Annotated in this window: 23 protein-coding genes; 14 read left to right on the forward strand and 9 right to left on the reverse strand. The window is 66.0% G+C overall.

Annotated elements, in window-relative coordinates:
* The first annotated feature begins 33 nt into the window (after positions 1-33).
* The 5 genes from Q368_RS0104435 (at position 34) to Q368_RS0104455 (ending at position 5123) form a co-directional block, all read left to right on the forward strand.
* Positions 34-1206, forward strand: a complete 1173-nt coding sequence (locus Q368_RS0104435) for a CpaE/TadZ family protein (protein WP_245611279.1) — start codon at positions 34-36, stop codon at positions 1204-1206.
* A gap of 194 nt (positions 1207-1400) precedes the next feature.
* On the forward strand, positions 1401-2777 hold the full coding sequence (locus tag Q368_RS0104440; protein ID WP_029457627.1) for a TadA family conjugal transfer-associated ATPase: 1377 nt from the start codon (positions 1401-1403) through the stop codon (positions 2775-2777).
* A gap of 10 nt (positions 2778-2787) precedes the next feature.
* Positions 2788-3780: a type II secretion system F family protein gene (locus Q368_RS0104445; protein WP_029457629.1), complete on the forward strand. Its 993-nt coding sequence runs from the start codon at positions 2788-2790 to the stop codon at positions 3778-3780.
* A 9-nt stretch (positions 3781-3789) separates the two neighbouring features.
* Positions 3790-4734: a type II secretion system F family protein gene (locus tag Q368_RS0104450; RefSeq protein WP_029457631.1), complete on the forward strand. Its 945-nt coding sequence runs from the start codon at positions 3790-3792 to the stop codon at positions 4732-4734.
* Positions 4735-4745: 11 nt separating this feature from the next.
* The gene (locus tag Q368_RS0104455) at positions 4746-5123 is read left to right on the forward strand and encodes a hypothetical protein (protein WP_029457632.1); all 378 of its coding nucleotides are present in this window, start codon (positions 4746-4748) and stop codon (positions 5121-5123) included.
* Positions 5124-5202: 79 nt separating this feature from the next.
* On the opposite strand, the gene Q368_RS0104460 is transcribed toward Q368_RS0104455, so the two are convergent.
* Genes Q368_RS0104460 through Q368_RS0104475 form a run of 4 tightly spaced genes read right to left on the reverse strand, consistent with a single transcriptional unit; the run spans position 5203 to position 7898 of the window.
* Positions 5203-5535, reverse strand: coding sequence for a hypothetical protein (locus tag Q368_RS0104460; RefSeq protein ID WP_029457634.1), 333 nt, complete (start codon positions 5533-5535; stop codon positions 5203-5205).
* 32 nt (positions 5536-5567) lie between these two features.
* Positions 5568-6059 (reverse strand): TadE/TadG family type IV pilus assembly protein, encoded by a 492-nt coding sequence (locus Q368_RS0104465; protein WP_052360021.1) that lies wholly within the window; start codon positions 6057-6059, stop codon positions 5568-5570.
* A 20-nt stretch (positions 6060-6079) separates the two neighbouring features.
* Positions 6080-7441 carry a pilus assembly protein gene (locus Q368_RS0104470; protein ID WP_245611280.1) on the reverse strand — a complete coding sequence of 454 codons (1362 nt, stop codon included), beginning with the start codon at positions 7439-7441 and terminating at the stop codon, positions 6080-6082.
* 25 nt (positions 7442-7466) lie between these two features.
* Positions 7467-7898 (reverse strand): TadE/TadG family type IV pilus assembly protein, encoded by a 432-nt coding sequence (locus Q368_RS0104475; RefSeq protein ID WP_029457640.1) that lies wholly within the window; start codon positions 7896-7898, stop codon positions 7467-7469.
* Between the two features lie 318 nt (positions 7899-8216).
* On the opposite strand from Q368_RS0104475, the gene Q368_RS0104480 reads away from it, so the two are divergent.
* The 7 genes from Q368_RS0104480 (at position 8217) to Q368_RS0104510 (ending at position 17027) form a co-directional block, all read left to right on the forward strand.
* Positions 8217-9290, forward strand: a complete 1074-nt coding sequence (locus Q368_RS0104480) for a tetratricopeptide repeat protein (RefSeq protein WP_052360022.1) — start codon at positions 8217-8219, stop codon at positions 9288-9290.
* 24 nt (positions 9291-9314) lie between these two features.
* The gene (locus Q368_RS0104485) at positions 9315-11444 is read left to right on the forward strand and encodes a hybrid sensor histidine kinase/response regulator (protein WP_043785032.1); all 2130 of its coding nucleotides are present in this window, start codon (positions 9315-9317) and stop codon (positions 11442-11444) included.
* A 302-nt stretch (positions 11445-11746) separates the two neighbouring features.
* Positions 11747-13333, forward strand: a complete 1587-nt coding sequence (locus Q368_RS0104490; RefSeq protein WP_245611281.1) for an ATP-binding protein — start codon at positions 11747-11749, stop codon at positions 13331-13333.
* Positions 13334-13401: 68 nt separating this feature from the next.
* A complete protein-coding gene (locus tag Q368_RS0104495) occupies positions 13402-14100 on the forward strand; it encodes a lytic transglycosylase domain-containing protein (protein ID WP_029457651.1) in 699 nt (232 codons plus the stop codon).
* A complete protein-coding gene (locus Q368_RS0104500) occupies positions 14097-14585 on the forward strand; it encodes a peroxiredoxin (protein WP_029457653.1) in 489 nt (162 codons plus the stop codon). Before Q368_RS0104495 ends, Q368_RS0104500 begins: the two co-directional genes overlap by 4 nt.
* Before the next feature lie 6 nt (positions 14586-14591).
* The gene (locus Q368_RS0104505) at positions 14592-15581 is read left to right on the forward strand and encodes a radical SAM family protein (RefSeq protein WP_029457654.1); all 990 of its coding nucleotides are present in this window, start codon (positions 14592-14594) and stop codon (positions 15579-15581) included.
* Between the two features lie 123 nt (positions 15582-15704).
* A complete protein-coding gene (locus tag Q368_RS0104510) occupies positions 15705-17027 on the forward strand; it encodes a metallophosphoesterase (protein WP_029457656.1) in 1323 nt (440 codons plus the stop codon).
* A gap of 130 nt (positions 17028-17157) precedes the next feature.
* Here the strand turns inward: Q368_RS0104510 and Q368_RS0104515 are convergent, their stop codons facing one another.
* The 3 genes from Q368_RS0104515 to Q368_RS0104535 all read right to left on the reverse strand — a co-directional run bounded on the left by Q368_RS0104515 (position 17158) and on the right by Q368_RS0104535 (position 21979).
* Positions 17158-18858: an FAD-dependent oxidoreductase gene (locus tag Q368_RS0104515; protein ID WP_029457658.1), complete on the reverse strand. Its 1701-nt coding sequence runs from the start codon at positions 18856-18858 to the stop codon at positions 17158-17160.
* Between the two features lie 806 nt (positions 18859-19664).
* On the reverse strand, positions 19665-20318 hold the full coding sequence (locus Q368_RS0104530; protein ID WP_029457660.1) for a cytochrome b/b6 domain-containing protein: 654 nt from the start codon (positions 20316-20318) through the stop codon (positions 19665-19667).
* The gene (locus tag Q368_RS0104535) at positions 20315-21979 is read right to left on the reverse strand and encodes a tetrathionate reductase family octaheme c-type cytochrome (protein WP_029457662.1); all 1665 of its coding nucleotides are present in this window, start codon (positions 21977-21979) and stop codon (positions 20315-20317) included. Before Q368_RS0104535 ends, Q368_RS0104530 begins: the two co-directional genes overlap by 4 nt.
* Before the next feature lie 444 nt (positions 21980-22423).
* Between Q368_RS0104535 and Q368_RS0104540 the strand changes: the two genes are divergently transcribed.
* Positions 22424-22849 carry a hypothetical protein gene (locus Q368_RS0104540; protein ID WP_029457663.1) on the forward strand — a complete coding sequence of 142 codons (426 nt, stop codon included), beginning with the start codon at positions 22424-22426 and terminating at the stop codon, positions 22847-22849.
* Positions 22850-22994: 145 nt separating this feature from the next.
* On the opposite strand, the gene Q368_RS0104545 is transcribed toward Q368_RS0104540, so the two are convergent.
* Positions 22995-23231 carry a glycine zipper domain-containing protein gene (locus Q368_RS0104545; RefSeq protein WP_029457665.1) on the reverse strand — a complete coding sequence of 79 codons (237 nt, stop codon included), beginning with the start codon at positions 23229-23231 and terminating at the stop codon, positions 22995-22997.
* Between the two features lie 104 nt (positions 23232-23335).
* Positions 23336-23821: a hypothetical protein gene (locus tag Q368_RS0104550; protein ID WP_052360023.1), complete on the reverse strand. Its 486-nt coding sequence runs from the start codon at positions 23819-23821 to the stop codon at positions 23336-23338.
* 197 nt (positions 23822-24018) lie between these two features.
* On the opposite strand from Q368_RS0104550, the gene bioB reads away from it, so the two are divergent.
* On the forward strand, positions 24019-25029 hold the full coding sequence (gene bioB / locus Q368_RS0104555) for a biotin synthase BioB (protein WP_029457669.1): 1011 nt from the start codon (positions 24019-24021) through the stop codon (positions 25027-25029).
* Positions 25030-25560 lie beyond the last annotated feature (531 nt).

Raw genomic sequence — 25560 nt, forward strand, 5'->3', positions numbered from 1 at the left:
GGCGCGGGACGACAAGCGGGCACGGGGGCGCGCATGAGCATAAGCGACAAGATCACGGCCTTCCTCGACATGGACGCCTCGCCGGCGAGGCGTGCGTTCGAGGAATGCCTGTCCGAGGACGGCGATTTCGAGGTGCTCGGCGACGGCGAGGAGTTCGCCGATCTGCTTGTGCGCGAGCTCGACCCGGCACGCGGCGAGGAGGAGCTCGAAGCCGTGGCCGAAGTCGTGGCCCGCCGGGGCGAGCGGGAAGTCTTTCTCACGGCCGGGGAGTACGACACCGAGGTGCTCATGCGGCTCATGCGCCAGGGCGTGCGCGAGTTTTTCCCCCAGCCCGTGAGCCAGGAAGAGGTCCGCATGGCGCTTTGGCGCTTCAAGGCCCGGCGCGAAGGCCGCCTCGGCCAGCGCGGCAGCAAGCAGGGCCGCATCATCAACGTCTTCGGGGCCAAGGGCGGGGTGGGCACCACCACGGTCGCCGTGAACCTGGCCGCCGCCTGCCTCGGGCACAAGGCCGGGGCCAGCGTGGCGCTCATGGACATGAACCTGCCCTTCGGCGAGGCCCAGCTCTTTTTGGACATCGCCCCCAAATACCACTGGGGCGAAGTGCTCGGCAACATCAGCCGCCTGGACGCCACCTACCTCATGAGCGTCATGTCGCGCCACGCCTCGGGGCTTGCGTTGCTCGCCCCGCCAAGCCGCCTGGACGACCTGCAGATGGCCACGCCGGAAAACATCTCGAGCCTGCTCGCCCTCATGCGCCAGATCTTCGACACCGTGGTCATCGACCTCGGCATGTACCTCGACGAAATCACGCTCAAGGTCATGGACATCTCCGACGCCATCGTGCTTGTCAGCGTCCAGAACCTGCCCTGCCTGGCCAACGTGCGCCGCTTCTTGGACAACATCCGCCAGGCGCAGGCGGGCCTGGAGGAGAAACTCAAGATCGTGGTCAACCGTCACCTGGGCGAAAGCGAGCTGACCGTGGAAGACATGGAAAACGCCCTGGGACTGCCGGTCTACTGGCGCATCCCCAACGACTACAAGACGACGCTGGCCGCCATCAACCAGGGCAAGACCCTGCTCGAGGCCGCGCCCAAGGCCCCGGTCACCCGGGCCATCGCCGACCTGGCCAAAAGCCTCGCGCCGGCCCCGGAACCGGAACAGAAACGCAGGTTGTTCGGGCTCAAGCTCCTGACGGGCCGCGGTTAGGCCTGCAGGCCGGGAAGCATGATGCCCCCCCGCCCCCCTCGACGGGGCGGGCGGGGGAGATGCGGGAACGTCGGGCGCCAGCGGTGAAGCGGCGCAGGGGAAAGACAGGCGCATTTTTTGCTAGTCTTTACTGGAAGCCCTTGTGGGGTGGCCGGGGGGGCTTATTCCCCCCGGCCGCCGGAGGCACTCATACTATGGAACGCGGAAGGCCGCCGCTGATGCGGCAGGGCCCCCGGATGGGGGCGGGCGGGACGTCGTCCGAGCGCAAGGAGGCGGCCGGCGTCGCCGCCGACGAGTATTACGAGATCAAGACGCGCATCCACGACCGGTTGATCGACCTGATCGACCTGTCGCTGCTCGACACGCTGGACGGCGCGTCGCTGGGGCTCGAGATCGGCAAGCTCGTCGAGCGGCTGTTGCGCGACGAGTTCGCCCAGACGCCGCTCAATCTGGTCGAGCGCGAGCGCCTCATCAGCGAGGTCAAGGACGAGATGCTCGGCCTTGGCCCGTTGGAGCCTTTTCTCAAGGACCCGAGCGTCAACGACATCCTGGTCAACTCCTACCGCCAGATCTACGTGGAGCGCTCGGGCAAGCTCGTGCTCACCGAGTCGCGCTTCAAGGACAACGACCACTTAAAGAAGATCATCGACCGCATCGTGTCCCGGGTGGGCCGGCGCGTGGACGAGTCCTCGCCCATGGTGGACGCGCGCCTTCCCGACGGCTCGCGCGTCAATGCCATCATCCCGCCGCTGGCCATCGACGGCCCGGCGTTGTCCATCCGCAAGTTCGCCAAGGAAAAGCTGACCATCGAGGACCTGATCCGCTTCCGGGCCATGACGCGCGACATCGCCGAGGTGCTCCAGGGCATCGTGCTGGCGCGGCTCAACATCCTCATTTCCGGCGGCACGGGCACGGGCAAGACCACCATGCTCAACTGCCTGTCGGGGTTCATTCCCCACGACGAGCGCATCGTGACCGTGGAGGACGCGGCGGAGCTGCAACTCAAGCAGGACCACGTGGTGCGCCTGGAGTCGCGGCCGCCCAACATCGAGGGTCGCGGCGAGGTCACCCAGCGCGACCTCGTGCGCAACTGCCTGCGCATGCGCCCGGACCGCATCATCGTCGGCGAGGTGCGCGGCGCCGAGGCCCTCGACATGTTGCAAGCCATGAACACCGGCCACGACGGCTCGCTGGCCACCTTGCACGCCAACACCCCGCGCGACGCTCTCATGCGCCTGGAGACGCTCGTGGCCATGGCGGGGCTGACCATTTCGCCCATCTCCCTCAAGCGCTACATCGCCTCGGCCGTGGACGTCATCATCCAGATTTCGCGCTTTTCCGACGGCAGCAGAAAGCTCGTCAGCTTCCAGGAGATCACGGGCATGGAAGGCGAGGTCATCACCATGCAGGAGATCTTCGCCTTCGAGCAGCGCGGCGTGGCCGGAGACGGCAAGGTGCGCGGGGTGTTTTTGGCCCGGGGCATCCGGCCCAAGTTCGCGTCCAAGTTCGAGGCCAAGGGCATCCGCATGCCCGAGGGCGTGTTCGATCCACGAAACGTGGTCGAGACCTGAGGAGGCCGCCATGACGCCGCCGTCCGCCGCCGTGCCGCCCATCCTCTCCCTGGCCCTGCTGTTGTCGCTGGTCTATTTGTTCCTGGCCGTGGTGTTCGTCATCCGCCGCGCCACGGACAAAAGCGGCAAGGAGCTGGCCCGGCGCATCGAGGAGGTGGCTCGCGGCAGGGGGCTTGCCCCGGACGTTTCCGCCGATCTGGTCAAGCGCCACGAGATGAGCAGCCTGCGCTGGCTCGACGTGTTCCTCTCGCGCCATGCCTGGAGCCAGCGCATGAACAAGGTGCTCGACCAGGCCGACATCAGGGCGCCGCTTGGCATCTTCGTCCTGCTTTCCCTGGTGTTCATGGCCACGGGGTATCTGGCGGCGTCGCTGTACGTCTCGAATTTCCTGGTGCGGCTGGCTGTCGGCGCGGGGCTCGGCGCGCTGCCGTTCAAGTGGATCGCCATGCGCAAGGCGGCGCGCATGAAGGAGTTCGAGCGCCAGTTGCCCGAGGCCCTGGAGCTCGTGGCCCGCGCGCTCAAGGCCGGGCACACCTTTTCCAGCGGCATGGGCATGGTCGAAAGCGAATTCGCCGACCCTATCCGCGTGGAGTTCCACAAGACCCTGGAGGAGATCAATTTCGGCGTGGGCGTGACCGTGGCGCTCGACAACCTCATGGACCGCGTGGATTGCCCGGACCTCAACTTCTTCGTGGTCTCGGTCAAGATCCAGAACGAGACCGGCGGCAACCTGGCCGAGATCGTGGAAAACATCTCCTGGCTCATCCGCGAGCGTTTCAAGCTCAAGGGCCGCATCCGCGTGCTCTCGGCCGAGGGCCGCATGGCCGCCTGGGTGTTGTGCCTGCTGCCGTTTTTCGTCTGTGGCGCGGTGCAGATGTTAAACCCCGGCTACCTGGCCCTGCTTTTCAACGAACCGATCGGCCACATGCTGCTCTACCTCGTGGGCGGGCTCATGCTCATGGGCATCCTCGTTATCCGCAAGATGGTTCGCATCGAGGTCTAGGAGGCGGTCATGGAGATGCTTTTCATTTCCCTGCTCGTGGCGGCAAGCGTGGGTTTCGCGGCCTACTCCGTGGCCATCCTGCGCGAGGAGCGCAGGCAGCGCCGGGAAATGGCCGATCGCGCCATGGCCGTGGTCAATCCCGGCGGCTCGGGCGGGGCGGCGCGTCCGGGCGTGCTCGGCTGGCTACTGGGGCTCGCGCGGGGCACCGCCGCCCGTTTCGGCGAGACGGTCAAGCCCAAGGAAGCCAAGGAGCTGACCAAGACCCGCACCCAGCTCGTGCATGCGGGCTTCCGCCAGCCCGGCGCGGTGGAGATCTACTGGGGACTCAAGGTCGGCGCGGCCCTGGTCGGGCTCACGCTCGGGGCTTTGGCCGCCTTTTCCGGCCGCGTGCCCACGCAGTACAAATTGTTCGTGGTCCTCGCCTGTGTGGCCGGGGCATTTTACCTGCCGGGCGTGCTGCTCGACATGCGGGTGAAAAAGCGCCAGAAGGCCATCCAGCACGGCCTGCCCGACGCCCTGGACCTGCTCGTGGTCTGCGTTGAGGCCGGCATGGGGCTCGACGCGGCCATCTACCGCGTCTGCATGGAACTGGCCCACAAGGAGCCGATCCTCAGCTCCGAACTGCGCCTGCTCACCCTCGAGCTGCGCGCCGGCAAGTCCCGCCGGGAGGCGCTCAAGAACCTATCGACCCGGGTGGGTCTGGAAGACCTGGGCAGCCTTGTCGCCATGCTCATCCAGACGGACATGTTCGGCACCTCGATCGCCCAGACACTTCGCGTCTACGCCGATTCCATGCGCACCAAGCGTTTTCAGCTGGCCGAGGAACTCGCGGCCAAGCTGCCGGTCAAACTGTTGTTCCCGCTCATTTTCTTCATCTTCCCGACGCTGCTCATCGTGATCCTCGGGCCGGCGGGCATCAGCCTCATGAAGATGTTCGGCGGGCTCAACAAATAAGGAGTCGCGGTATGCCCGGCGCGGACGATGTGGCGCGCTCCGTGGGGGAGCTTTCCAAGGGGCAGGGGCAGGCCCTCGACGCCCTGTCCGGCGCGGCCGCCGGCGCGGGGAGCGCTGCGCATGGAATTGCGGATTTTTTGAGGAGCACGGACAACCTGCTGGCCCTTGTCGTGTGCCTGCTCGCCGTGGCCGGCATCTACCGGCTCCTGCGCGCGGAAAACATCATTCCCGCCCCGTCGCGCGGGGCCGGAGGGAGCGTGTTCGCCGCGTTCCTCGCCCGGCGGCTGGCGCTTAGGCTGGTCGGCTTCGCGCTGCTTGCGGCCCTGGCCCTGGTCCTTGCCATGGGCCGTCTGCCGGGGCTCGTTGCGGCGCTGCGCGGGCTTTTCTGAAAACCTGCGGCAAAAAACAAGGATGCCCGGCTGCGCGTCGGACATCCTTGTCGCGGACTCCCGCCGGGGGGACGGCGGGTTATTCCTGATAGGGTTTGTACTGTTCGAGAATCTTGTCCTCCACGGCCTTGCGCAACGCCGCCACATCGCTGTCCGCGGCGTAGGCGTCGCCGGTGGCCAGGGCCGCGGCCGCATCCTCGAACCCCGCGTTTTGCGCGGCGGCGTCGAACTTGGCGTCCCAGGTTTTCGGCTGGTCGCGTGAGAGCGTCACGTAGTCGCTGGCGCTGACCATGCCGAGGTACGCCTGATAGAAGGCCACGACCTCGGGCTTGCCGGAGGCGAGCGCGCCCGTCGGGGCCGCCACGGCCAGGCACAGGGCCCATGCGGCGAGGATGCCGGCGCGTCTTTTCATGATTCTGCTCCTTCCGGGGCCTTGCCCGGGCGTCAGTTGCCAAGGCTCGTGCCCGAGTCGGGCTCCGAGGTCCGCTTGGCCGAGGCGGAAAGGGTCAGCCCCTCGAAAAACGGCGTCATGATCGGGGACAGGGGCGTATAGGTGTAGTTGATGGTGATCAGAAACGGCGTGCACGGCGTTTCCTCGCAGGCCGGCTTGCTTGAGGGCGACATGGAGAGTGCCGGCGGGTCGGAGGCGTCCTGCTGGTCCTTGTTCTGCTGCACCGAGGGCACCAGCTTGTCCAGGTGGCTGTTGAAGTAGCTCTGCGCGCCGGATTCGCTGGTGATGGTGGTGTCCTGGGACACCGTGCGCGCCATGACGGCCACGGCGCTCTCGAGCGTCATCTGCAGGCGCAGGATGTTGGCCACCTCGATGATGCCGAAGAGCAGCAGCAAGAAGGCGGGCAGCAGGAGCGCCATTTCCACGGTGGTGACCCCGCGTTCCCGGTTGCGCGACGGCGGCGCTATGTGACGCATCCCCGACATGGCGATTCCCTCGCGCGTCCTCACGGCGTGCCCGTGGTCGCTTCCTTCTTGGTCATGAGGCGCTGGCCGAGCTGCTGCCCGATCTTCTTGAACATCTCCTGGATGTCCGAGTCGTTGGGCGCATCGTAGTAATGGTCGGTCGTGTCGGTCTTGGACGAAGCGACCTGCTGCATGAGGCTCTTGTCCGTGGAATCCGAATCGCCGAAGCGGATGGTGAAGATTTCCACCGGGTAGTTGGCGTCGTTTTTTGCCGCAGCGGCCTCGTCGAGGACGTACTGGTTGAGCAGGCCGCCGTCCACGCAGCTCGGGATTTGCGCGAGCGTGGCCGTGGCCGTGGACAGGGTCGCGTAGGGCGAGGTCGCGGTCGTCGGCGTAAGCCCCATGCCGAAATAGGCGTTGGTCCAATAGGTGTTGATGGTCTTGGAGCCCGAGGCGTAGTTGCCGCCGCAACGTCCGTCCTCGGTGTCGCCGTCGGTGAGCAGGATCATGATCTTGCGCACCTTCTTGTCCGTGCTGCCCTCGGTGTAGGGCGCATCGGGCGAGAGCACCCTGTGGCCCCACTTGATGCCCTCGGAAATGAGGGTGCCGGAGGTGACCGCGCCGGCGTTGATCGCGTCGATGTTGTCGAGGATCGTCGCCTTGTCCGAGGACAGGGCGCGTATGGGCGACATGCCGGAGCAGGTCTTGTCCTGGGAGGTGCTCACGCCGCTTATGGTGTAGCCGTAGAAGATGGAGCTGCGCGAACGGGTGTCGCTGTATTCGGTCTTGAGCTTGCCGTTGTTGAGGGAGCCGTCGGCGTTGCGGCAGCCCGTGCCCACGCCGTCGGGGTTCTGTTCCGCCGTGACCGGGTCCTTGCCGTCGATGCGCACCTTGCCCTGGAAGGGCACGAGCCCGATCTTGGACCGGGTGTTGGCGGCGTTGTCCGAGGGCATGATCAGCTTGACCAGGTTGGTGGCCGCTTCCTTGACGTTGGCGATGGGCGTGCCCTTCATGCTGCCCGTGGCATCGAGGACCATGACCAGTTCGATGTCGTTGTAGCCGGCGCAGGCCTCGGCCGAGACCGTCTGCGCATCCACGCCGACGACCTTGGTCAGGGTCATGTCCACCACGGCGTCGGCGTCCACGCACACGCTGCGCGTCGCGCCGCCCGAGGTCACTTCCACGTTGATGGCGTCGGGGTCGTTTTGGGCCAGGTTGGCCTTGACCGCCGTTTCCACCGTGCCGTTGTTCACGTCGGGGTCGTCGGCCAGTTGCAGGCTGCCGGCCAGGGCCGCTGCGTCCACGGCGTTTTGCAGCTTGTTGCGTGCCACGTACACCCGGCTGAGGTCCATGGCCACGCCGGCCGCGGCGATGGCCCCGACCAGGGTCGCGGCCAGAAGCACGCTCGACGCGCCGCGCGCGTCGCCGTTAATTCGCCTCAGGCAGGGCCATGGTCGAACGGGCGGAAATAACGAGCGTATCCTTGCCAAAGGTGAACGTGCTCGCCTCGCCGGACTGCGTGGTGAAAAGGGGAGAGTAGGCATGGTTGACCTGCACTGTTACGTTGTTGTCGTCGTCGCGGGGGGTGATGGCGACCGTTGGGTTCGCGCCGCGCAGCACGGAGTTGCCCGAGGCGTCGGTGAGGATGCTGTTCTTGATGAAGTCTTCCACGCCCGAGGTGTCGCCGTTTTGCCGCGCGAGCATCCGTGCGCCTTCCATGGCCGCGTTTTGCAGCTGGGCGTATTCCGAAATCGCCGTGGTCGCCTCGACCAGGATGAGCAGCAGCGGGACGAGGAACAGCATCCCGATGGCCATTTCCACGGCCGCGCTGCCGCGTGCGTCTGTTTTTTTGCGTTGCATGGTGTCCATCCCCCTTGGGGGCATTCCCCGGAGGCCGGGGGGTTTCCCCTAGTCTGGAAGAATCATGCCAGGGAAGGCGTGGGGACGACGCCATGTCCCCAAGAGTAACCGGCTGTCGACGCAGGATTCCCGTTGCCGCCCGAAGCGGGATGACGGGTTTGTTCCACGAATCGTGGAGAGGGGCCCGCCTTTCGGACCACGGTTTGGGGATCGGACGTACGGCGGTGGGCCTGTGCATCGCGGCGGTGTCGCGGATGCGTGTTTACCCCTCGCGCGGGCTCTGCTATGTCCAGCGGCAGGACATGGGGAGGGAGCGAGGTGAAGGGACGCTTGCGTTTGGCCTGCGCGCTGTTGGCGCTGGCCGTTTGCCTGTCCGGGCTCGCCGGTTGTGGCGGTTCCGGGGCCAAGGGCAAATCGGGGCTGGGGACCGGGCAGGGGGCCGCCGCCCTGGCCGCCGGCGACGCCGCCCTGGCCCACGGCCAGCCCCAGGAGGCCGGCCGGCTCTATCTGGAGGCGCTTGCTGCCGGGGCCGCCCCCGCCCAGGTGCATACCCGCATGGGCGACCTGTACCTGGGCATGGGCGAGTATCCCAAGGCCGCCCTGGCCTACAAGGAAGCCCTCAAAAGCGATGCCAAATTCGCCCCGGCCCTGCAGGGCCTGGGCTTTGCCCTCTATCTCGGCGGCAACAGAAGCGAAGCCGCCGCCGTCCTGGCCAAGGCCCTGGAACGCGAGCCGGGCCTGTCCCGGGCCGCGGCGCTGCTCGGGGCCATCGAGGCCCGCGAGGGCCGTCCCGAGGCCGCCCTGGCCGTCTACGACCGCTCCCTGGCCGTGGCCTTCGACCCGGACGTGGAGAACAACCGGGGCCTTGCTCTCCTGTTGCTCGGCCGCACCGAAGATGCCGTGGCCGCCTTCCGCAAGGCCGGCGCGGCGAAGAAATCCGCCAAGATTGCCAACAACCTGGGGCTCGCCCTGTGCCGCCTCGGCCGCTACGACGACGCCTACGCGGCCTTTGCCGGCGTCGGCTCGGAGGCGACGGCCTTCAACAACCTCGGTGTGTGCTACATGGAGGCCGGCAACAAGGCCAAGGCGCAGGAGTATTTCGAGCGCGCCATCGCCGCCAATCCGAAGTTCTACGCCGTGGCCCAGGAAAACCTGAGCCGCCTGTCGGCCTCCGAGGAGGTCAGCCTGCCGAGCGCCGTGACGCCGCAGCCGTCCGTCGCACCGGCCCCGGCGGCGTCCGTTCCGGCCGCGACGCCGGCCTCGTCCCAGGCCGCCCAGCCTGCGGCCAAGCCGGCCCGGCCCTTGCAAGAAACCCCGACCAAGGCCGCGGTCCCGTTTACGCCGCGCAAACCCTCGGCCGCCGAGCGCCTGGACCGCTCCGAAATGCCCTGAGCCGCGCAAGGGAGGCGGCGTCACATGGCAGGCACGACAACGACCCCTGCGCCCATGCGCCTGCTGGTAGCCGACGACGAGCCGCGCATCCTCGACCTTTTCACCGAGATACTGGCCCCGGAGGACGATCTTCTCGACGGTCTCGACGGCCTGGGCGGCACTGCCGCGTCCAAAACCGAAACGGGCTTCGAGCTGACGCTGTGCCGCCAGGGCGAGGCCGCCGTGGCCGCCGTGGCCGCGGCCCTGCGCGAACACCGGCCCTACGCCGCCGCCTTCCTCGACGTGCGCATGCCGCCCGGCCGCGGCGGCCTGGTCGCCGCGGAAGAGATCCGGGCCATGGACCCCTGGGTGCAGATCGTGGTGATCACGGCGTTCACCGACCTCGACGCGGACGCCATCGCCGCCCGCGTACCGCCGGCGGACAAGCTGCTCTACATCCAAAAACCCTTCCATCCCCAGGAAATCCGCCAGTTCGCCACCTCGCTTTGCGCAAAATGGCGCGCCGAGCGCGATTTCACGGCGCTCAAAAGCCGCCTGGAAACCCTCGTCTCCGAGCGTACCGCCGCCCTTGCCGGCGCGAACCGCAAGCTCACCCGGGAAATCGAGGAGCGCGAACGCGTCACCGGGCTCATCGCCGCGGCCAAGCGCGAATGGGAAGGCACGTTCGATTCCGTCCAGGACATGGTCGTGGTCATCGACCGCGACCGCCGGGTGCGCCGCCTCAATCTCGCCATGGCCCACCGCCTGGGCTTGCCGCCCAGGGACGTGGTGGGCCGGGAATGCACCTTTCTCTTCGACGCGCCCGAACGGCCCGGGGAACGCTCGAACGAAATCCTGGCCATGACCGACGGCCGCTACCACTCCAGGGAACTGTCCATCCCCAGGCTTCGCGGCGAATTCCTCGTCACGGCTTCGCCGCTGTCCCAAGCCGACGACGCGCCCATCGGCACGGTCTTCGTGGCCCACGACATCACCGAACGTAAAAACCTGGAAAACCGCCTGCGCCAGAGCCAGAAGATGGAAGCCATCGGCACGCTCGCCGGCGGCATCGCCCACGATTTCAACAACATCCTCGGCATCATCATGGGCTTTGCCGAAATGATCGAAGGCGACGCCGCGCCGGATTCCAGCCTGGCCCGGCGTGTGGGACACATCCTCTCCGCCTGCCGCCGCGCCCGCGACCTCGTGCTGCAAATCCTCTCCTTCAGCCGCCAGAGCGAACCCGGCGCGAGCTGCCTGCGCGTGGGGCCGCTGGTCAAGGAAACGCTCAAGCTCATCCGCGCCACGGTGCCCAATTCCATCGCCATCAAGGAAAACATCCGACCCGGCCGAGACGCCGTGCTGGCCGAACCCTCCCAGATCCAGCAGATCCTCATGAACCTTTGCTCCAACGCCGCCCACGCCATGCGCGAAACCGGCGGCGTGCTCGAGGTGGGCCTCGAGGAAGCTCCGCGCGGCGCATGCCCCATCCGCGGCAACGCCCTCGCCGACGAGTGCCTGCACCTCTGGGTGCGCGACACCGGACCCGGCATTCCCCCCGAAATCCAGGAACGCATCTTCGACCCCTTCTTCACCACGAAGAAACCCGGCGAAGGCACGGGCATGGGGCTCTCCGTGGCCCACGGCGTGGTGCGCAAATACAACGGCGACATCAAGGTCAAAAGCACGCCCGGCGCAGGCGCGACCTTCGACGTCTATCTGCCTCTTGCCGCCGAAGCCGACGAGGCGGCGGCGGACACGCAGGCCGCGCCGTCCATGGGACGCGGCCGCGTGCTGTTCGTGGACGACGAGGAGGCGCTGGCCGAAATCGGCCGCGAACTCCTCGAATCCCTGGGCTACGCCGTGCACGCGGAAACGGACTCCCGCCGCGCCCTGGGACTGCTGCGCGCCGACCCCGCCGCCTTCGACCTGCTCGTCACCGACCAGAACATGCCGGACCTGACCGGCGCGGACCTGGCCAAGGGAGCCCTCGCCGCGCGGCCCGACCTGCCCGTGCTCATGCTCACGGGCTTCAGCGAAACCATGAGCAAGGAAAACGCCCGGGCCATCGGCATCCGCGACCTGCTCCTCAAACCCGTCCTGCGCCGCGACCTCGCCGCCGCCATCGAGGCGGTGCTGCACGGCGGGGATGGGGGAGGGGAGAGGAAGGGATAAGGGCGCAGAGGCCTCCGGCGGCCGGGGGGCATGATGCCCCCCGGACCCCCTCGCCGGGGGATGGGTAAGCGGGTGGGAGGACGGTAGGTGGGCGGTGCGTCGGGGTCTGTGGTCGCGGAAATGGGGCGGCCCCGCAGGCCGCAAAGCCGGCCGGCACGGCCGCCCCCATTTCCGCGACCACGGGCACCAGCGTCGAAGCGCCGCATGGGAAAGGCATTGAAGACGTTTTGAGTTTTCCTGGAACCCCCATCAAGGGGGGCCGGGGGGGATTATCCCCCCGGCCGCCGGAGGCACTCTTCCACATGATGATGCAACGCAAACACATCGGCTACGTATCCGCCATCGAAGGCGCGGAAGTGACGCTGGTCCTCGATGCCGCCGTGGCCGGCGAGGTGCGCGTCGGCGAGATGGTGGTGTTGCCGTCGCCGCGTTCCATGGTGTTCGGTCTGGTGCAGTCGCTGACGATTCCCGCGCCGGCGGCCAGTCCCGGGGAAAACGACCGCCATTTGGCCAGGCTTGCGCTGCTTGGCGAGAGCCTGGGGCCGGAGCGTGACGACTTCATTTTTACACGCGGCGTCTCCGTGAGCCCCTGCCTGGGCGGCGCGGCGCAACTGGCCGCAACGGGCGACCTGGCCCGCATCTATGCCAAGCCGACGAAATCGAGCGTGCGCATCGGCAGCCTGCACCAGGACCCCGAGGTGCCGGCCTTCATGGTGGTGGACGATTTCCTGGGCAAGCATTTCGCGGTGCTCGGCACCACGGGCTCGGGCAAGTCCTGCACCGTGGCCGTGCTGCTGCGCTCGGTGCTCGCCGCGCACGGCAACGGCCACATCGTGCTGCTCGATCCCCATGACGAATACGCCGCGGCCTTTGGCGACATGGCCGAATCGGTGACGCCGGACAACCTCGTCCTGCCGTACTGGCTCCTCGACTTCGAGGAGATGGTGCAGGTCTTTTGCAGCGGCGGCCAGCCCTACCGCGAGGTGGAGGCCAACATCCTCAAGGAATGCGTGCTGGCGGCCAAAGCCGAGTACTGGCGCGGGGCCGGCGGCGATGAGGGCGGGCTGACCATCGACACGCCGACGCCCTACCGCCTGGCCCGGGTGACGGAGCTGCTCAAGACCGGCATGGGCCGCCTGGACAAGCCCGAGAGCGCCATCCCCTACCTGCGCCTGACGGCGCGCCTGGACGCGTTGCGCCGCGACCGCCGTTTCTCCTTCATGTTCGGCCAGCTCACCATCGAGGACAACATGGGTATGGTCCTCGCGCGCTATCTGCGCCTGCCGGCGGACGGGCGGCCGCTGACCATCTTCAACCTGGCCGGCGTGCCGGCGGAGATCGTGGACGTGGTCGTCTCGGTGCTGTGCCGGCTCATTTTCGATTTCGCCTTGTGGGCCGAGCGGGGCAGGGGACGGCCGGTGCTGCTGGTGTGCGAGGAGGCCCACCGCTACGTGCCGCGCGACGCGTCGGCGGCGTTTGGCCCCACGCGCCGGGCTCTGGCGCGCATCGCCAAGGAGGGCCGCAAGTACGGCGTGTCCCTGGGGCTCGTCACCCAGCGGCCTTCGGAGATTTCCGAGACCGTGTTGTCCCAGGTCAACACGCTCGTGTCGCTGCGCATGAGCAACGAACAGGACCAGCTGTTCGTGCGCCGGGCCATGCCGGAAAACGCGGCGGGCCTGCTTTCCGCCCTGCCGGCGCTGCGCACGCAGGAGGCCGTTGTGGTGGGCGAGGGCGTGCCCGTGCCCATGCGCATCCACATGCGCGAGCTCGCCGCAAACGAGCGGCCGCGCAGCGATACGGCCTGTTTTTCCGCGGCCTGGGCCGAGCCGTGTAACGACAAGGGCTTTATCGACGACACCATCGACCGCTGGCGGCGTCAGGTCCGTTGACCCCTTTCTTGTCAATCCCTGGCGAAGGGGGTAGGGGGCAGGGGTATGTCGCCAAGGAGCCTTGTCCGATGCGCGTATTGACGCCGGCCGTGTTGGCCGGCCTTTTCCTGTTTGCGACCGTGCCGGGGATCGCCGCCGGGCCGAAGATGGCGACCGCGCCCATGCCGGCCACGGAAATCCACGGAATCAGCCTGCCCGATCCCGTCGCCGCGGCCAAGCGCGATGCGTCCCTGCGCCAGGCCGGCCGGCGACTCGAGGGCGGCGCGCGCGCCCTGGCCTGCCGCTATCCGGCCCTTATCGAAGACAAGAAACTGTTGCGCCTTGTCAATATCCACAGCCGCAAGAACGGCCTGGACCCACGCCTCGTCTACGCGCTCATCGAGCAGGAATCGCGCTTCAACGCCTGCGCCGTCTCGCCCAAGGGCGCGCAGGGGCTCATGCAGATCATGCCCGACACCCAGAAGTTCCTCGGCCTCAGCGATCCCTTCGACCCCGAGCGCAACATCGCCGCCGGCACGCGCTACCTCAAATCCATGCTGGACCGTTTCCAGACCGAAGTCATGGCCCTGGCCGCCTACAACGCCGGCCCCGGGGCCGTGGCCAAGGCCGGCGGCGTGCCTCCCTTTGACGAAACCCGGGATTATGTGCTCAAGGTGGTGGACCGCTATTTTTATTTGCGGCAACGCTATCCCGTGGAAGACATCGATTCGATCCACAAGAAACTGGCCGCGACGGAACTGCCGCCCGCCAGGATGGAGCAGCCATGAGCGACGAACCCTGGCCCAAGCCCGGGGACCCGGCCCCGGGGTTCAGCCTGCCCGACGCGGCCGGCAAGGCGCATTCGCTGGCCGATTTCAGGGGCCGCTGGCTGGTGCTGTATTTCTATCCCAAGGACCTGACCTCCGGCTGCACCACCGAGGCCGTCGAGTTCTCCACATTTTTGCCGCGCTTCGCCGCGCTCGGCGCGGCCGTGGTCGGGGTCAGCCGCGACAAGCCGGCCACCCACGCCAAATTCATCGACACGCACGCGCTGACGGTCCTTTTGCTCTCCGATCCCGGGCTCGTTGCCCACAACGCCTACGGGGCCTGGCGGATGAAGAAGATGTACGGCAAGGAGGCCATGGGCACGGTGCGCTCCACGTTCCTTATCGACCCCGAGGGCGTCGTGCGCCAGGTTTGGCCCAAGGTGGCCAAGGCGGCGGGGCACGCCGAGGCAGTGCTTTCCGCCCTGACCTCCCTGGCGGGAGGCTGACGGTCCATGACTCTCGCCGTCACGCGCCTGCAATCCGGCGGGCTTGTCGCCACCTACCAGTGCCAGAGCGCCTGTCCGCATTGCCTCTATCGCGGCGGGCCGTCCCGCGCGCCGGAATACATCGACCAGGCCACGGCCGCGGCGCTTTTCGCCAAGGCCCTGTCCCTGGGCGCGACGGCCATGCACGTGGGCGGCGGCGAACCGCTGGTCGATCCGTTCTCCCTGGCCGGCGTGCTGGCGGCGGCGGAGGAGACGGGCATGCCCATCGAGTACGTGGAAACCAGCGGCTCGTGGTTTGACGACATGGACGAAGCGGTCGGGCTGCTCACCGAACTGCGCGGCATGGGACTCACCCGGCTGCTCGTGTCCATAAGCCCCATGCACAACGGCTTCGTGCCCCTCAAAAAGACCTTGGGCACCATCGAGGCGGCCCGGATCGCGGGCGTGGACGTCTTTCCCTGGCAGGAACATTTCCTCAAGGACCTCCGCGCGTTCGACCCGGAGACGACCCATCCTTTCGCCGAATACCTGCGCCATTTCGGCCCGGACTATCCGGCGCGCATTCTCGAGCGCGCCTGGATCCACCTGGGAGGGCGGGCCTTCGATCTGTTCGCGCCGGCGCTCGGCCGCCGGCCCGTGGAGGAAGTGCTGGCCGGCGCGTCCGCCGACTGCCGCGGCGAGCTCACCGACGCCAGCCATTTCCACATGGACCTCTACGGCGACTACGTGCCCGGGCTGTGCTCGGGTCTGGCCATCCGCGCCATGGACCTCGGCGGCCCGCTCGACCCCGAGCTGTACCCGATCCTCTCCACCCTGGCCGAATCCGGCATCCGCGGCCTCTACGACTACGCCGCCCATCTCGAGGATTTCACGGCCAGCCCCGCCGGCTACGTCAACAAGTGCGAACTGTGCCAGGACATCCGCCGGCATCTGTCCGAGCGCGGCTGGTTCGAATCCACGGAACTGGCCCCGGCGGAATTTTACGCCACGCTCTAGCCTTTTCTTTCCGTAAGCCTCCACGGCGTTTCGCGCTTCTTCCTTGACACGCTCTGGCTGCGCCATGGATACGTGGGCGACGTACTCGCATATGTCCGGGCTGCGCCCGGGAGGGAAGGCCGTATGGCGCTTGCTGGCAACGCGTCCACGTTTCTCCTTTTTTCCGACGTGCACTTCGATCCTTTCGCCGACCCGTCCCTGGCGCAGGCCCTGGCGGCCGCGGACGTTTCCGCCTGGAAGGGCATCCTTTCCTCTTCGAGCCAAACCGCCTACGCGGCCTACGGCAGCGACAGCAACTACGCCCTGTTCGAATCCGCCCTTGATGACATGGCCGCAAGGGCCGGCGGCGTCTCCCTGATCCTCTATCCCGGCGACATCCTGGGCCACGATTTCCCGGAGGACTACGCAACGCTCACCGGCGACACGAGCCAGGCCGGCCTCGACGCCTTCGCGCAAAAGACCGTGCAGTTTTTCGTCAGCGAAGTGGACGCCCGCTTCCCGAACGCCACGGTGCTCGTGGCCGACGGCAACTGCGACACCGACAACATGCTCGGCAGCATCGGCGCGCGCCCCGGCGACGCCTACCTGGCGAACTCGGCCCCCGTCATCGCCCAGGCCTTTTTCAACAACGACGCGGATCGGGCGGCCTTCGCGACCAGCTACGCCATGGGCGGCTATTACGCCGTGGAGACCGACGGCCCGACAGGGATCAAGTACGTCGTGCTCAACGACAACCTCTGGATCACCGAATACGACGATCCCGGCCCGGGATTGGTGGAACTGGCCTGGTTTTCCTCGCAGCTCGCCGATTCCGCGCGGGATTTCCAGAAAGTCTGGGTGGTCGGCCACATTCCGGTCGGCGCGGCCGACGGCAGCGTGGCCGAAACCTACGGCCAGACCGGGCAGATGACCTACTCGGGCATGCTGGAGGACGGCTTCAACAACGCCTTCACGGCCTTGGAACTGGCCTATGACGGCACCATCGCCGCCACCTTCACCGGGCATACGCACAACGACGATTTCCGGCTCATCACCGCCGTGGACGGCTCGGGCGCGGCAAACCTCATCCGCATCGCCCCTTCGATTTCCCCGGTGTTCGGCAACAATCCCGGCTATCAGATTTACACTTACGATACCGGGACCTCTGCCCTGCTCGATGAGACGACCTACACCCTCGATCTCCAGTCGAGCGCGCCCGAGTGGAGCAAGGAATACGACTACGTCGAGACGTACGGCCAAAGCCTGGCCACGCCCCAGGAATGGCAGGCTGTGTACGGCGAAATCCTGACCGATCCGCTTCTCCAGTCCGCCTACTTCGATTTCATGAACCAGGGCGCGACGAGCCAAAGCGCGGTCACGGCCGCGAATACGCCGGTCTACCTGCTCGCGCCGGGCTTCACCACGCCGGCTTCCTTCAATGCCGCCGCCGCGTTGCTGGCGGGGTAGGAGGGGGGTGTGAGTGTGAGAGGGGGAGGTGTGAGAAAGTGGGGGGAGATGCCTCCGGCGGCCAGGAGGGGCTAAGGCCCCTCCTGGATCTCCCAAGAGGTGGAGAGCGGGTGCTGCTTCGCGGGGAGCGCTAGGCGGTCTTTTCCTTTTTCCAGTACGGATGGGCGAGGTCCTCGAAGGCCGAAAGCGCGGCGGTCGAGCCGTCGCCCACGGCCGTGACGATCTGGCGCGCGCCGCCCGTCACGTCGCCCGCGGCGTAGATGCGCGGAATCGACGTGCGCTTTGCCCGGTCCGTCTTGATGAAGCCGTCGGCGTCGAGCGTCAGCCCCAGTTCCTCGGCGATCTCCGTGTTGGGCGTAAGGCCGATGGCCACGAACACCGCGTCGGTCGCAACGACCTGCTCGGTCTCGTCCACGGCGTTTTTGACCTTGACGCCCGTCACCTTGTTGTCCTCGCCCAGGATCTCCACGACCACGGCGTTTAAAAGCGTCTTGACGCCTTCCTTGGCCACGGCGTCCACAAGGTGTTTCTCGGCCCGGAACTCCCCGCGGCGGTGGATCACCGTCACGTCCACGCCGAGGTTTTTGAGGTGCAGCGCGTCGGTGAGCGCCGTGTTGCCGCCGCCGACCACCATGGCCTTCTTCTCGCGGTAGAGGTACCCGTCGCAGGTCGAGCAGTAGCTGACGCCGAAGCCGAAATAGCGGTCCTCGCCCGGCACGCCGAGCTTCTTCCAGGCCGCGCCCGTGGCCAGGATGAGCGCCCGGGCCACGTACACCGCCTTGTCCGTGTAAATCTCGACGTGCTTGCCGACCTTGACCTCCTCGATGCCCTCGCCCTCGTGCACGTCGGCATAGGCGCGCGCCTGTTTGGCGATCATCTCCATGAGCTGCTTGCCCGGCACGTTGGCGAACCCCGGGTAGTTCTCCACCACGGGCGTGAGCGCCACCTGGCCGCCGATGACGTTTTTCTCGAGCACCACCGCCGATAGCCCGCTGCGCACCGCGTACATCGCCGCCGTCAACCCCGCCGGCCCGGCCCCGGCCACGACCACATCCACTTCCTGGACGTCCAGGCCATCCTGCGCGCTCATGCCCATGCCGCGCTGCTGCGCCAGGAATTCCTCGGCACTCTTGAGCGTCACGAGCTCCACCACGAAGCGCTCCTCGGGCAAGAGCCCGAGCATCTGGAAATCGTCGTTGACGAAGGTGTGGGGCACCGAGCCCACCTGGAACTTCGCGGCCAGCTCGGTATGCTGGGAAATGTCCACACAGGCCGCCGACACGAGGTCCGGCCGCTCGATGGCACAGTGGAAGGCATGGCTCACCTGGCCGGGGCAATACGGACAGGACGGGCTGACGAACACCTTGACGTCGCGCTTCTCGTCGAGCTCCCCGAGCAGTTGCCGCGAAATCTGCCCCAGCCCGCTCTTGCCCACGGACAAACGCATGATCGTCTCGATCAGCGTGCGCGCTTCTTCCCCGAGCGGCGCGCCCAGGTAGCGGATGCGGTAACGGTCCGGAGCCAGCAGCAACGTCGGCGAAAAATCCACGCCATAGAGCTTGGCCACGTCGCCGTCCAACGGTTCGGAACGCACCGTGATCTTTGGCGTCAGTTCCGCAAGTTCCCGGCACAATGATTCCATGAACGTGTTGTATGGCACATTCCGCTTGGGATCGGTAAAAACGACAAGCTCGACCGGCTCCTGCATCGGTTCGAAAAATTTGGTCAATTCCGCAAGGTTGTCTTCGGGGATCAGGCGCTTGGGCTTCTGCTCTTCCGCCTTGTTCGCATCCTTGGACTTTTTGTTCTTGTCACTGCCGAAAAGGGCCATGATGGCGCTCCTTGAATTCGTTTCCCGGACAGGGTCGTCCATTGTGTAGCCCAAGGCGCACCGCAGCGCAAACCATGCGGGTGCCGCCGCTGCGATTTCCCTTGCCGGGCGGGGAAAAAAGATTAGAACAAATGACAGGGAACCAGGGAGTCCGGTCCGGGGGGGCCGGAAAAGTCAGGGGGAGACAGCCATGAAAGATGCGCTCATCGCAGCCGCATTGGTCTTTTTCGCCGCCATCATGCTTTTGTTCCCGTCCGCATGGGAACCCGTCACCGACGCCGAAGCCAGATTGCTCGACGAGGAGAAGTAAGGGAAAGGGACAGGGCAGGGGCAGGGGAGAAGACGCCTCCGGCGGCCGGGACGCTGTCCCGGACCCTGCTGGGGCTCTGCCCCAGACCCCGCCGGGGGGAGTCACTCCCCCCGGTCCCCCCGTTCGGTGTCGTGGCGCGGGACGGGCTACGGGCACCGGGAGGGCGGGGGGAGGCGGAACGAAGATGGGGCCGGAATTTTCCCTGCCGCTGCCGCCGCTTGCGCGGCAGGCTCGGCAGGAAAAATTCCGGCCCCAGGCCGTCGCCCCTTGCGGGGCGAATTCTTTGGAATTTTGCGTCGAAAGCCTCTGAAGACAAAAAAACTTAAAGGAAGTTTCCCAAAATGCGGCGCTTCGCCGCTGGCGCCCACAGACCCCGACGCACCGCGCACCGACCGTCTCGCCATCCGCTTGCCGATCCCCCGCCCAGGGGGGACCGGGGGGGATGATCCCCCCCGACCTCCGGAGGCATCTTCCCGTCTTTCCTCCTCAGTCCCCCCTATGCTGTCCGCTTTTCCCAGTCTTCCGGCACGTCGGCCTTTTCCTCTTCCCAGCCCGTGATCATGGCGCGGACGTGGGCGAAGGGGGTATGGCCGGTGGTGGTCATGTAGATATGCACCACGAGGAAGATGAGGATGGCGAATGCGCCGATGAGGTGGGCGAGCGCCACGGCGGAGAGGCTTAAGCCCCCCAGTCCCAGTCCGGTCCAGTCGTTGTAGACGTAGTAGAGCAGCCCGGTGACCATCATGAACGGGAGCAGGATGGCGGCCAGGGCCAGGTAGGTCAGGCGCTGGAGCGGGTTGTGTTTGGCGTCGGGGGTCTTGGGGCAGGGGTGTGGCCAGCCCATGAAGATGCCGTAGGCGTAAAAGCGCATGACCTCGAACATCTTTTTGGTGGTGGGTACGTATTGCTTCCATTCCCCGGTGGTGGCGACCCAGAAGACGAAGAAGGCGAAGGCGATGAGCCAGGCGACGCCGACCCAGGCATGGACGGTCACGGCCCGCTTGTAGCCGAGCAGGGTGAAGGAACCGTGGACTTCGAAGCCCGTGACGAGGAGGCAGACGATGAGCGCCGCCTGGAGCCAGTGCCAGAAGCGTTCGTAGCGGGTGTAAAGGTAGAACATGCTCATTTTTCCGTTGGGTTGGTCGCTCATTGTCCATTCCTCCTCTTGCGGGAAATCAGGCGCACGAGGCCGTGGCCGCACACGATGACGAAGGCCGCGCCCACGCCGAACCAGCCCACTGAGGTGACGGCGGCGTGCACGTCGCGTCCGGGGATGTAGACGCCGGGCAGGCCCTTGAGGCGTCCTTCCACGGCGTGGCACTGCTCGCAGGGCACCACCTTGTCCTTGGGTGCGACCATGTGGGTGATGGGGAAGAAGTATTCGGTTTCGACGAAACCGACCTCGCCTGAAAACGGCAGGTCCACGTACTGCATGCCGGCGGTGACGGCGGCCTTCCAGTCGTAGCCGGTCCAGTAGGCGGTGGGATCCTTGGGTCCGAACAGGTGCGGAATGACCAGGGTGGCGCTGACCGGATCGAAGGGTTGTTTCCCGGTGTGGCGCTTGAAGGGCATGATGCGGGCGTGGGGATCGTCCGGCGCGCCCGCGGGCTTGTTGACGGATACCATGTGCGTCGGGTCCAGGGTGTCTGTGACGAGCATGTTGCTCATGGCCCCGTTGAACCAATAATAGGTCGGGACGACGTTTTTCTCCCAGACGAAGTCGCCCTTCTTGGTGTCGTAGACGGGCTTGCCGTAGGGACCTTCCTTCTTGAAGGGTTTGCCTTCGGCGTTCATCTTGCCGGCGGTGGACCAGTCCCAGGACATCTTGGTCGGCAGCACGCGTGCGAATTCGGGGATGTGGCAGGACTGGCAGGCGACCTTGTCGGTGTGGTCGTTGGCCTTGGCGTCCTTTTTGTGGGGCTTGGGGCCATGGCAGGATTCGCAGGCGATCTTGGAGGCCAGGTCCGCCTCGGTGAGGCTGATGCGTTCGGGTGCGGCCGGCGAGGTGTAGAGGCGGCCGGCGATCTGGTGTTCCTTGGTGGTATGACAGCGCTGGCAGGTGAAATTGAGGCCCTCGGTGTCCATGTGCACATCCAGGGACTTTTTGGGCATGCCCATGGAACTGTCGAGGTCGCCGTGCTTCACGCCGTCGCCACCGCCGCCGTAGAAGTGGCAGGCGCCGCAGTTGAGGCGGTCGGGGCGGCCGACCTTGCCCACGATGGTCTTGTAGTCCGGGGGCAGATAGGTGACGCCGTCTTCCGGAAACAAGGTGGGTTCCGTGACCGGGTAGCCGGCCTTGGTGGGGAACTTCTTATAGGTGTGCGTGGTGTCGTGGCACACCAGGCAGTCGATGCGGTCGTTGGAGGAGAAGTCGAAGTTCTTGTCCTTCCAGCCGTAGCCGATGTGGCAGGAGGTACAGCGCGGCTCGTTGGAGGGCACGGCGATGCAGAAGTTGTTGATGGTCTTGCCGTATTTGCCCATGGACTTGCCGTCGCCGCAGGTGGGGCAGATCCAGGTCCAGTGGATGGAGTGGTGGATCTGGTCGGCGGCCAGGTCGTGGCAGGACAGGCAGGCTGCCGTGACGTCCTCGGGTTTGGCGAAGTCCTTTTTGAGCGCGTCGAATTTCGAGTGGTCGGCCGTGGTCCAGCGCGCACCCGGGGCGGAGACGGCACTGCGGGCGAGTTTGCGTCCCGGGGCCTTGTCGGGTTCTTCTTCGGCCGCGGGCAGCAGGGCCGGCAGGCCGCACAGGACGGCCATGGCCAACAGGGCCAGGGTGCCGATGATCGTGCGTGGTCGCGTGAGCTGTCGCATGTTCCCTCCTCGCTTCCCGGCCGGCGTGGCTGCCGGACGGGCGGACGCGCCGCCCGCGAACGGCGGCGCGTCCTTGTTTCGTGAACAAAAGCACAGAGTATGCCAGGACACGGATGGAGGCCAACCCATAGCATGGATTGAAATGTTTGGGGAATAGTTTGGCGGGACAGGAGGTGGGAATAATATCCCTGGCAGGTGCGCAAATTTTTTGCACACCTGATTAAACACTTGTGCAGGCAATGCCGAAACGTCGCGCCGACCGGCCGGGACGGCGCAGGGGGACACCGCATGCCGCAGCAAGGCGTAGTGGAAGAAAATTCGCGTACGGGCTAGGATTGCCTTGTCGCCAGGCGATGCCGGCGACTCCCACGCGCCCCGGAAACGCCTTCGCCTGTGCGATCCACATGCGCGCGTGCGGCAATCGAGAAGACGGGAGAAAATGCAGTGGCGATATGTTTTTTGGGGACGATGTTCTTTTTGCTTCTGGAAACGCTGCTTGTGCAGGAAAGCGCTTTTGCTTCGGGTGAGGCGGACTGCGTCAACTATGCGGTTGCGTTCGGCACGCCCCTGACGCAGCGATTCGATTCCGTCTATCTGGATGATGTCGTCATCGGCAGGGTTGACAGGCAGGAGTCCGTGCCCGATGGACGGGCAGAGGTGTTTGTGTGCATCGACCGGGCGTACAAAAAATACATGGAACAGGGGACAGTTGCGTATCTGGCGGACAACAAGATAAATATCTATAACGTCTGGGCCTCTGGAGAACCTCTTGCCGCACAGGCGCGCATCGAAGGTTTTTCAAGCAAGTTTGCGCTCTATCTTCATGAATTGAAATCTCTTGCAGGGTTGTTCTTGCGATTTCTGCATTGATTGCGCCGAGGCGCGACAGGACGACTGCGAAGGGCCGGCGCATAAGCCGCCGGCCCGGGAATACGAGGGGGAATGCGGCCTGTTGAGCGCGCATTCCCCCGTTGTGCCGGCGGCGTCGCGAGCCCGCGTCGCTTCCGGCAAGGCTTTAGTAGCCGCGCTTTTCCTGTTCGTGGCCGATCAGGCCGCCGGCGATGCCGCCGAGCGCGCCGCCGAGGCCCGCGCCGATGCCGGCATTGCCGCCGGCAATGGCGCTGATGGCCGCGCCCGCGCCCGCGCCGATGGCCGCGCCGGAAAGCGCGCCCTGCTGTGTCTTGGTCATATTGGTGCAGCCCAGAGCGCCGACGAGCATGACGGCGGCGGCGAGCAGACTCAACTTCTTCATGGTGTCCTCCTTGGGTACGACAGCTCCGGGCGGCCACGCCGCCACGGAGGGGAACACGCCTTTCATAATAAGATAAGGCCGAAAGACGTCCCGTAAACGATGCGCTACTGCTGGTCGGCCTCTTGCGCCTTGGCCTTGGCTTTCGCCGCCGCCTTGGATTGCGCCTTGGCCGCCGCGCGCTTGTCCTTGAGGACGTCGGTGGGATCGGCCTCGCCGATGGTCGTCTTGCCGATGTTGGGCTGGGCCAGGTCGTACCACATCACCTCGACCACGGGCCGGCGCAGCTTGTCGGGATGCTCGGCGTACCATTTGTCCACAGCCGCGACCATCTGGTCGAACGTGTACGGGGCAAGACCGCGGGCCCAGGCGTCGATGGAGCTGTTTCTTGCCGGCGCCTCGCCCTGGATCTCCTGGTCGAGCTCGATGATGGTGGCCGCGCCGACGAGGAACGCCTTGCGCTCCTGGGGTGTGGATTGGGTCCAATGTTCGCCGGTCACCACCGGCATCTGGTAATCCGCGGCCAGGGCCGGTGCGGACAGGACGAGGGCCATAAAAAGCCCCAAGGCAAGTCGTCTGATGCTTGTGCGCATACCGTCGGTCTCCTTCGGCAAAGCTCGCCTCGTATCGCGCTTAAGGATGCAATCGCCTCCCGTCGCTCCCCCCAACGGAGACCGACGAAGACGCCATTCAAAAGATATGGGGAATATCTTCCAAGAAATCAAGGGAAGTCGGCGTGTTTCCGGCCCCTTGCCCAAATTCGCGTGCGGGACTATGGCGGTTGCCCAAGATGACTCCCACACATGCTGCACGCCTTGTCCGCGAATTGTCGCAACCGCTCGTTTCCGGCGCGTTCCTTGCCGCCCGCGACCGCGAGCGGTTGCTTGAAGTCCTGCCCAGTGCGACGGGCGAAACCCTCGACGCCTTTGCCGCGGCGGCGGTGGCCGTGCGCCGCGCCCGCATCGGCGACGCCGCGTCGCTTTGCGCCATCGTGAGCGCCAAATCAGGCCGCTGCGGCGAGAACTGCGCCTTCTGCGCCCAGTCCGGCCACTACGCCACGAACGCGCCGCAACACCCGCTCCTGCCCCCGGAGCGCATCGTCGCGGCGGCTGCGGCCATGGCCCGCCGGGGCGTCACCCGTTTTGGGGTGGTCGCCTCGGGCAAGGCCCTGCCGGACGCGGAACTCGAAAGCGTCGCAACGGCCCTGGCCGGCATCGCCGCCTTGCCCATGGCCGCGGACGCGTCCCTCGGCGTGCTTTCGGAGGACGCCCTGGCGCGGCTCAAGGCCGCCGGGCTCGCCGCCTACCACCACAATCTCGAGACCTCGCGTGCCTTCTATCCTTCCATCTGCACCAGTCGCACCTTCGAGGACAATCTGGAGGTGCTGCGCGCCTGCCGCAGGAGCGGGATTCCGGTCTGTTCCGGCGGGCTGTTCGGCATGGGCGAGACCTGGGCCGACCGCGCCGACCTGGCGCTCACCCTGCTTGAGGCCGGCGTGTTCTCCGTGCCGGTCAATTTCCTGAGCCCCATTGCGGGCACACCCCTGGCGAACCGGCCCGTGCTCTCCCGAGACGAGGCCCGGCGCATCGTCGTCCTGCTGCGCTTTCTGCTGCCCGACCGCCATATCCGCATCTGCGGCGGCCGTCCCACGGTCTTTGGGCGCGACGCGTCGCTCGCTCCCATGGCTGCCGGGGCCGACGGGCTCATGGTCGGCGACTACCTGACCACGTCCGGCGGCATGCCGGACGCGGATCGGCAGGGGCTCAGACGCCTGGGATTTGTGGTGGCCCAGGCCGGTTAGGCGAGTCGCGCGTCCTGGCGCTGTTGCGGCAAGGATGACGCAACAGCATCATCGAGGGGATGTTTTTTTCGGGTACGACTCTTCTCTTTATATTCGCGTGCTGCCCCGCAGGGGTTGTCCGGAAACGCTGCGTCGTTTTATGAACGGCCAGTTTCATGGGGCCTGAGCGCGTCCGCTTCTTTTCACAGACTGTCAACCTGCTCCCTCTAAGAAGTGAACATCCTGTGTTTGCGCAACGATCATGTCGTTGCACAGCTTTTCGACGTGACGTTAGTGGAAAAATGTTGTCTATTTTTTGAGTGATATAGTCGGCTTTTTAAACGGCATGCGCAATGTTTCAATGCCGACGAAAAATATAAATATTGCCTGAGAGTTTTTCTTGTGTTTAAAGCCAAAAGCTAATATCGATCCTACAAGTCTCTTGCAGCGAGTCGCGATATAAACAGATGTATTATATATTTGCATGGATTTGTCTTGTGTTGCTACGGCTTGTCGTTTGGGTACGTTAATTCTGTAATACATATTGTAGCG

Origin of the sequence: Solidesulfovibrio alcoholivorans DSM 5433 (assembly GCF_000702665.1) — a bacterium.
GTDB classification, from domain to species: Bacteria; Desulfobacterota; Desulfovibrionia; order Desulfovibrionales; family Desulfovibrionaceae; genus Solidesulfovibrio; species Solidesulfovibrio alcoholivorans.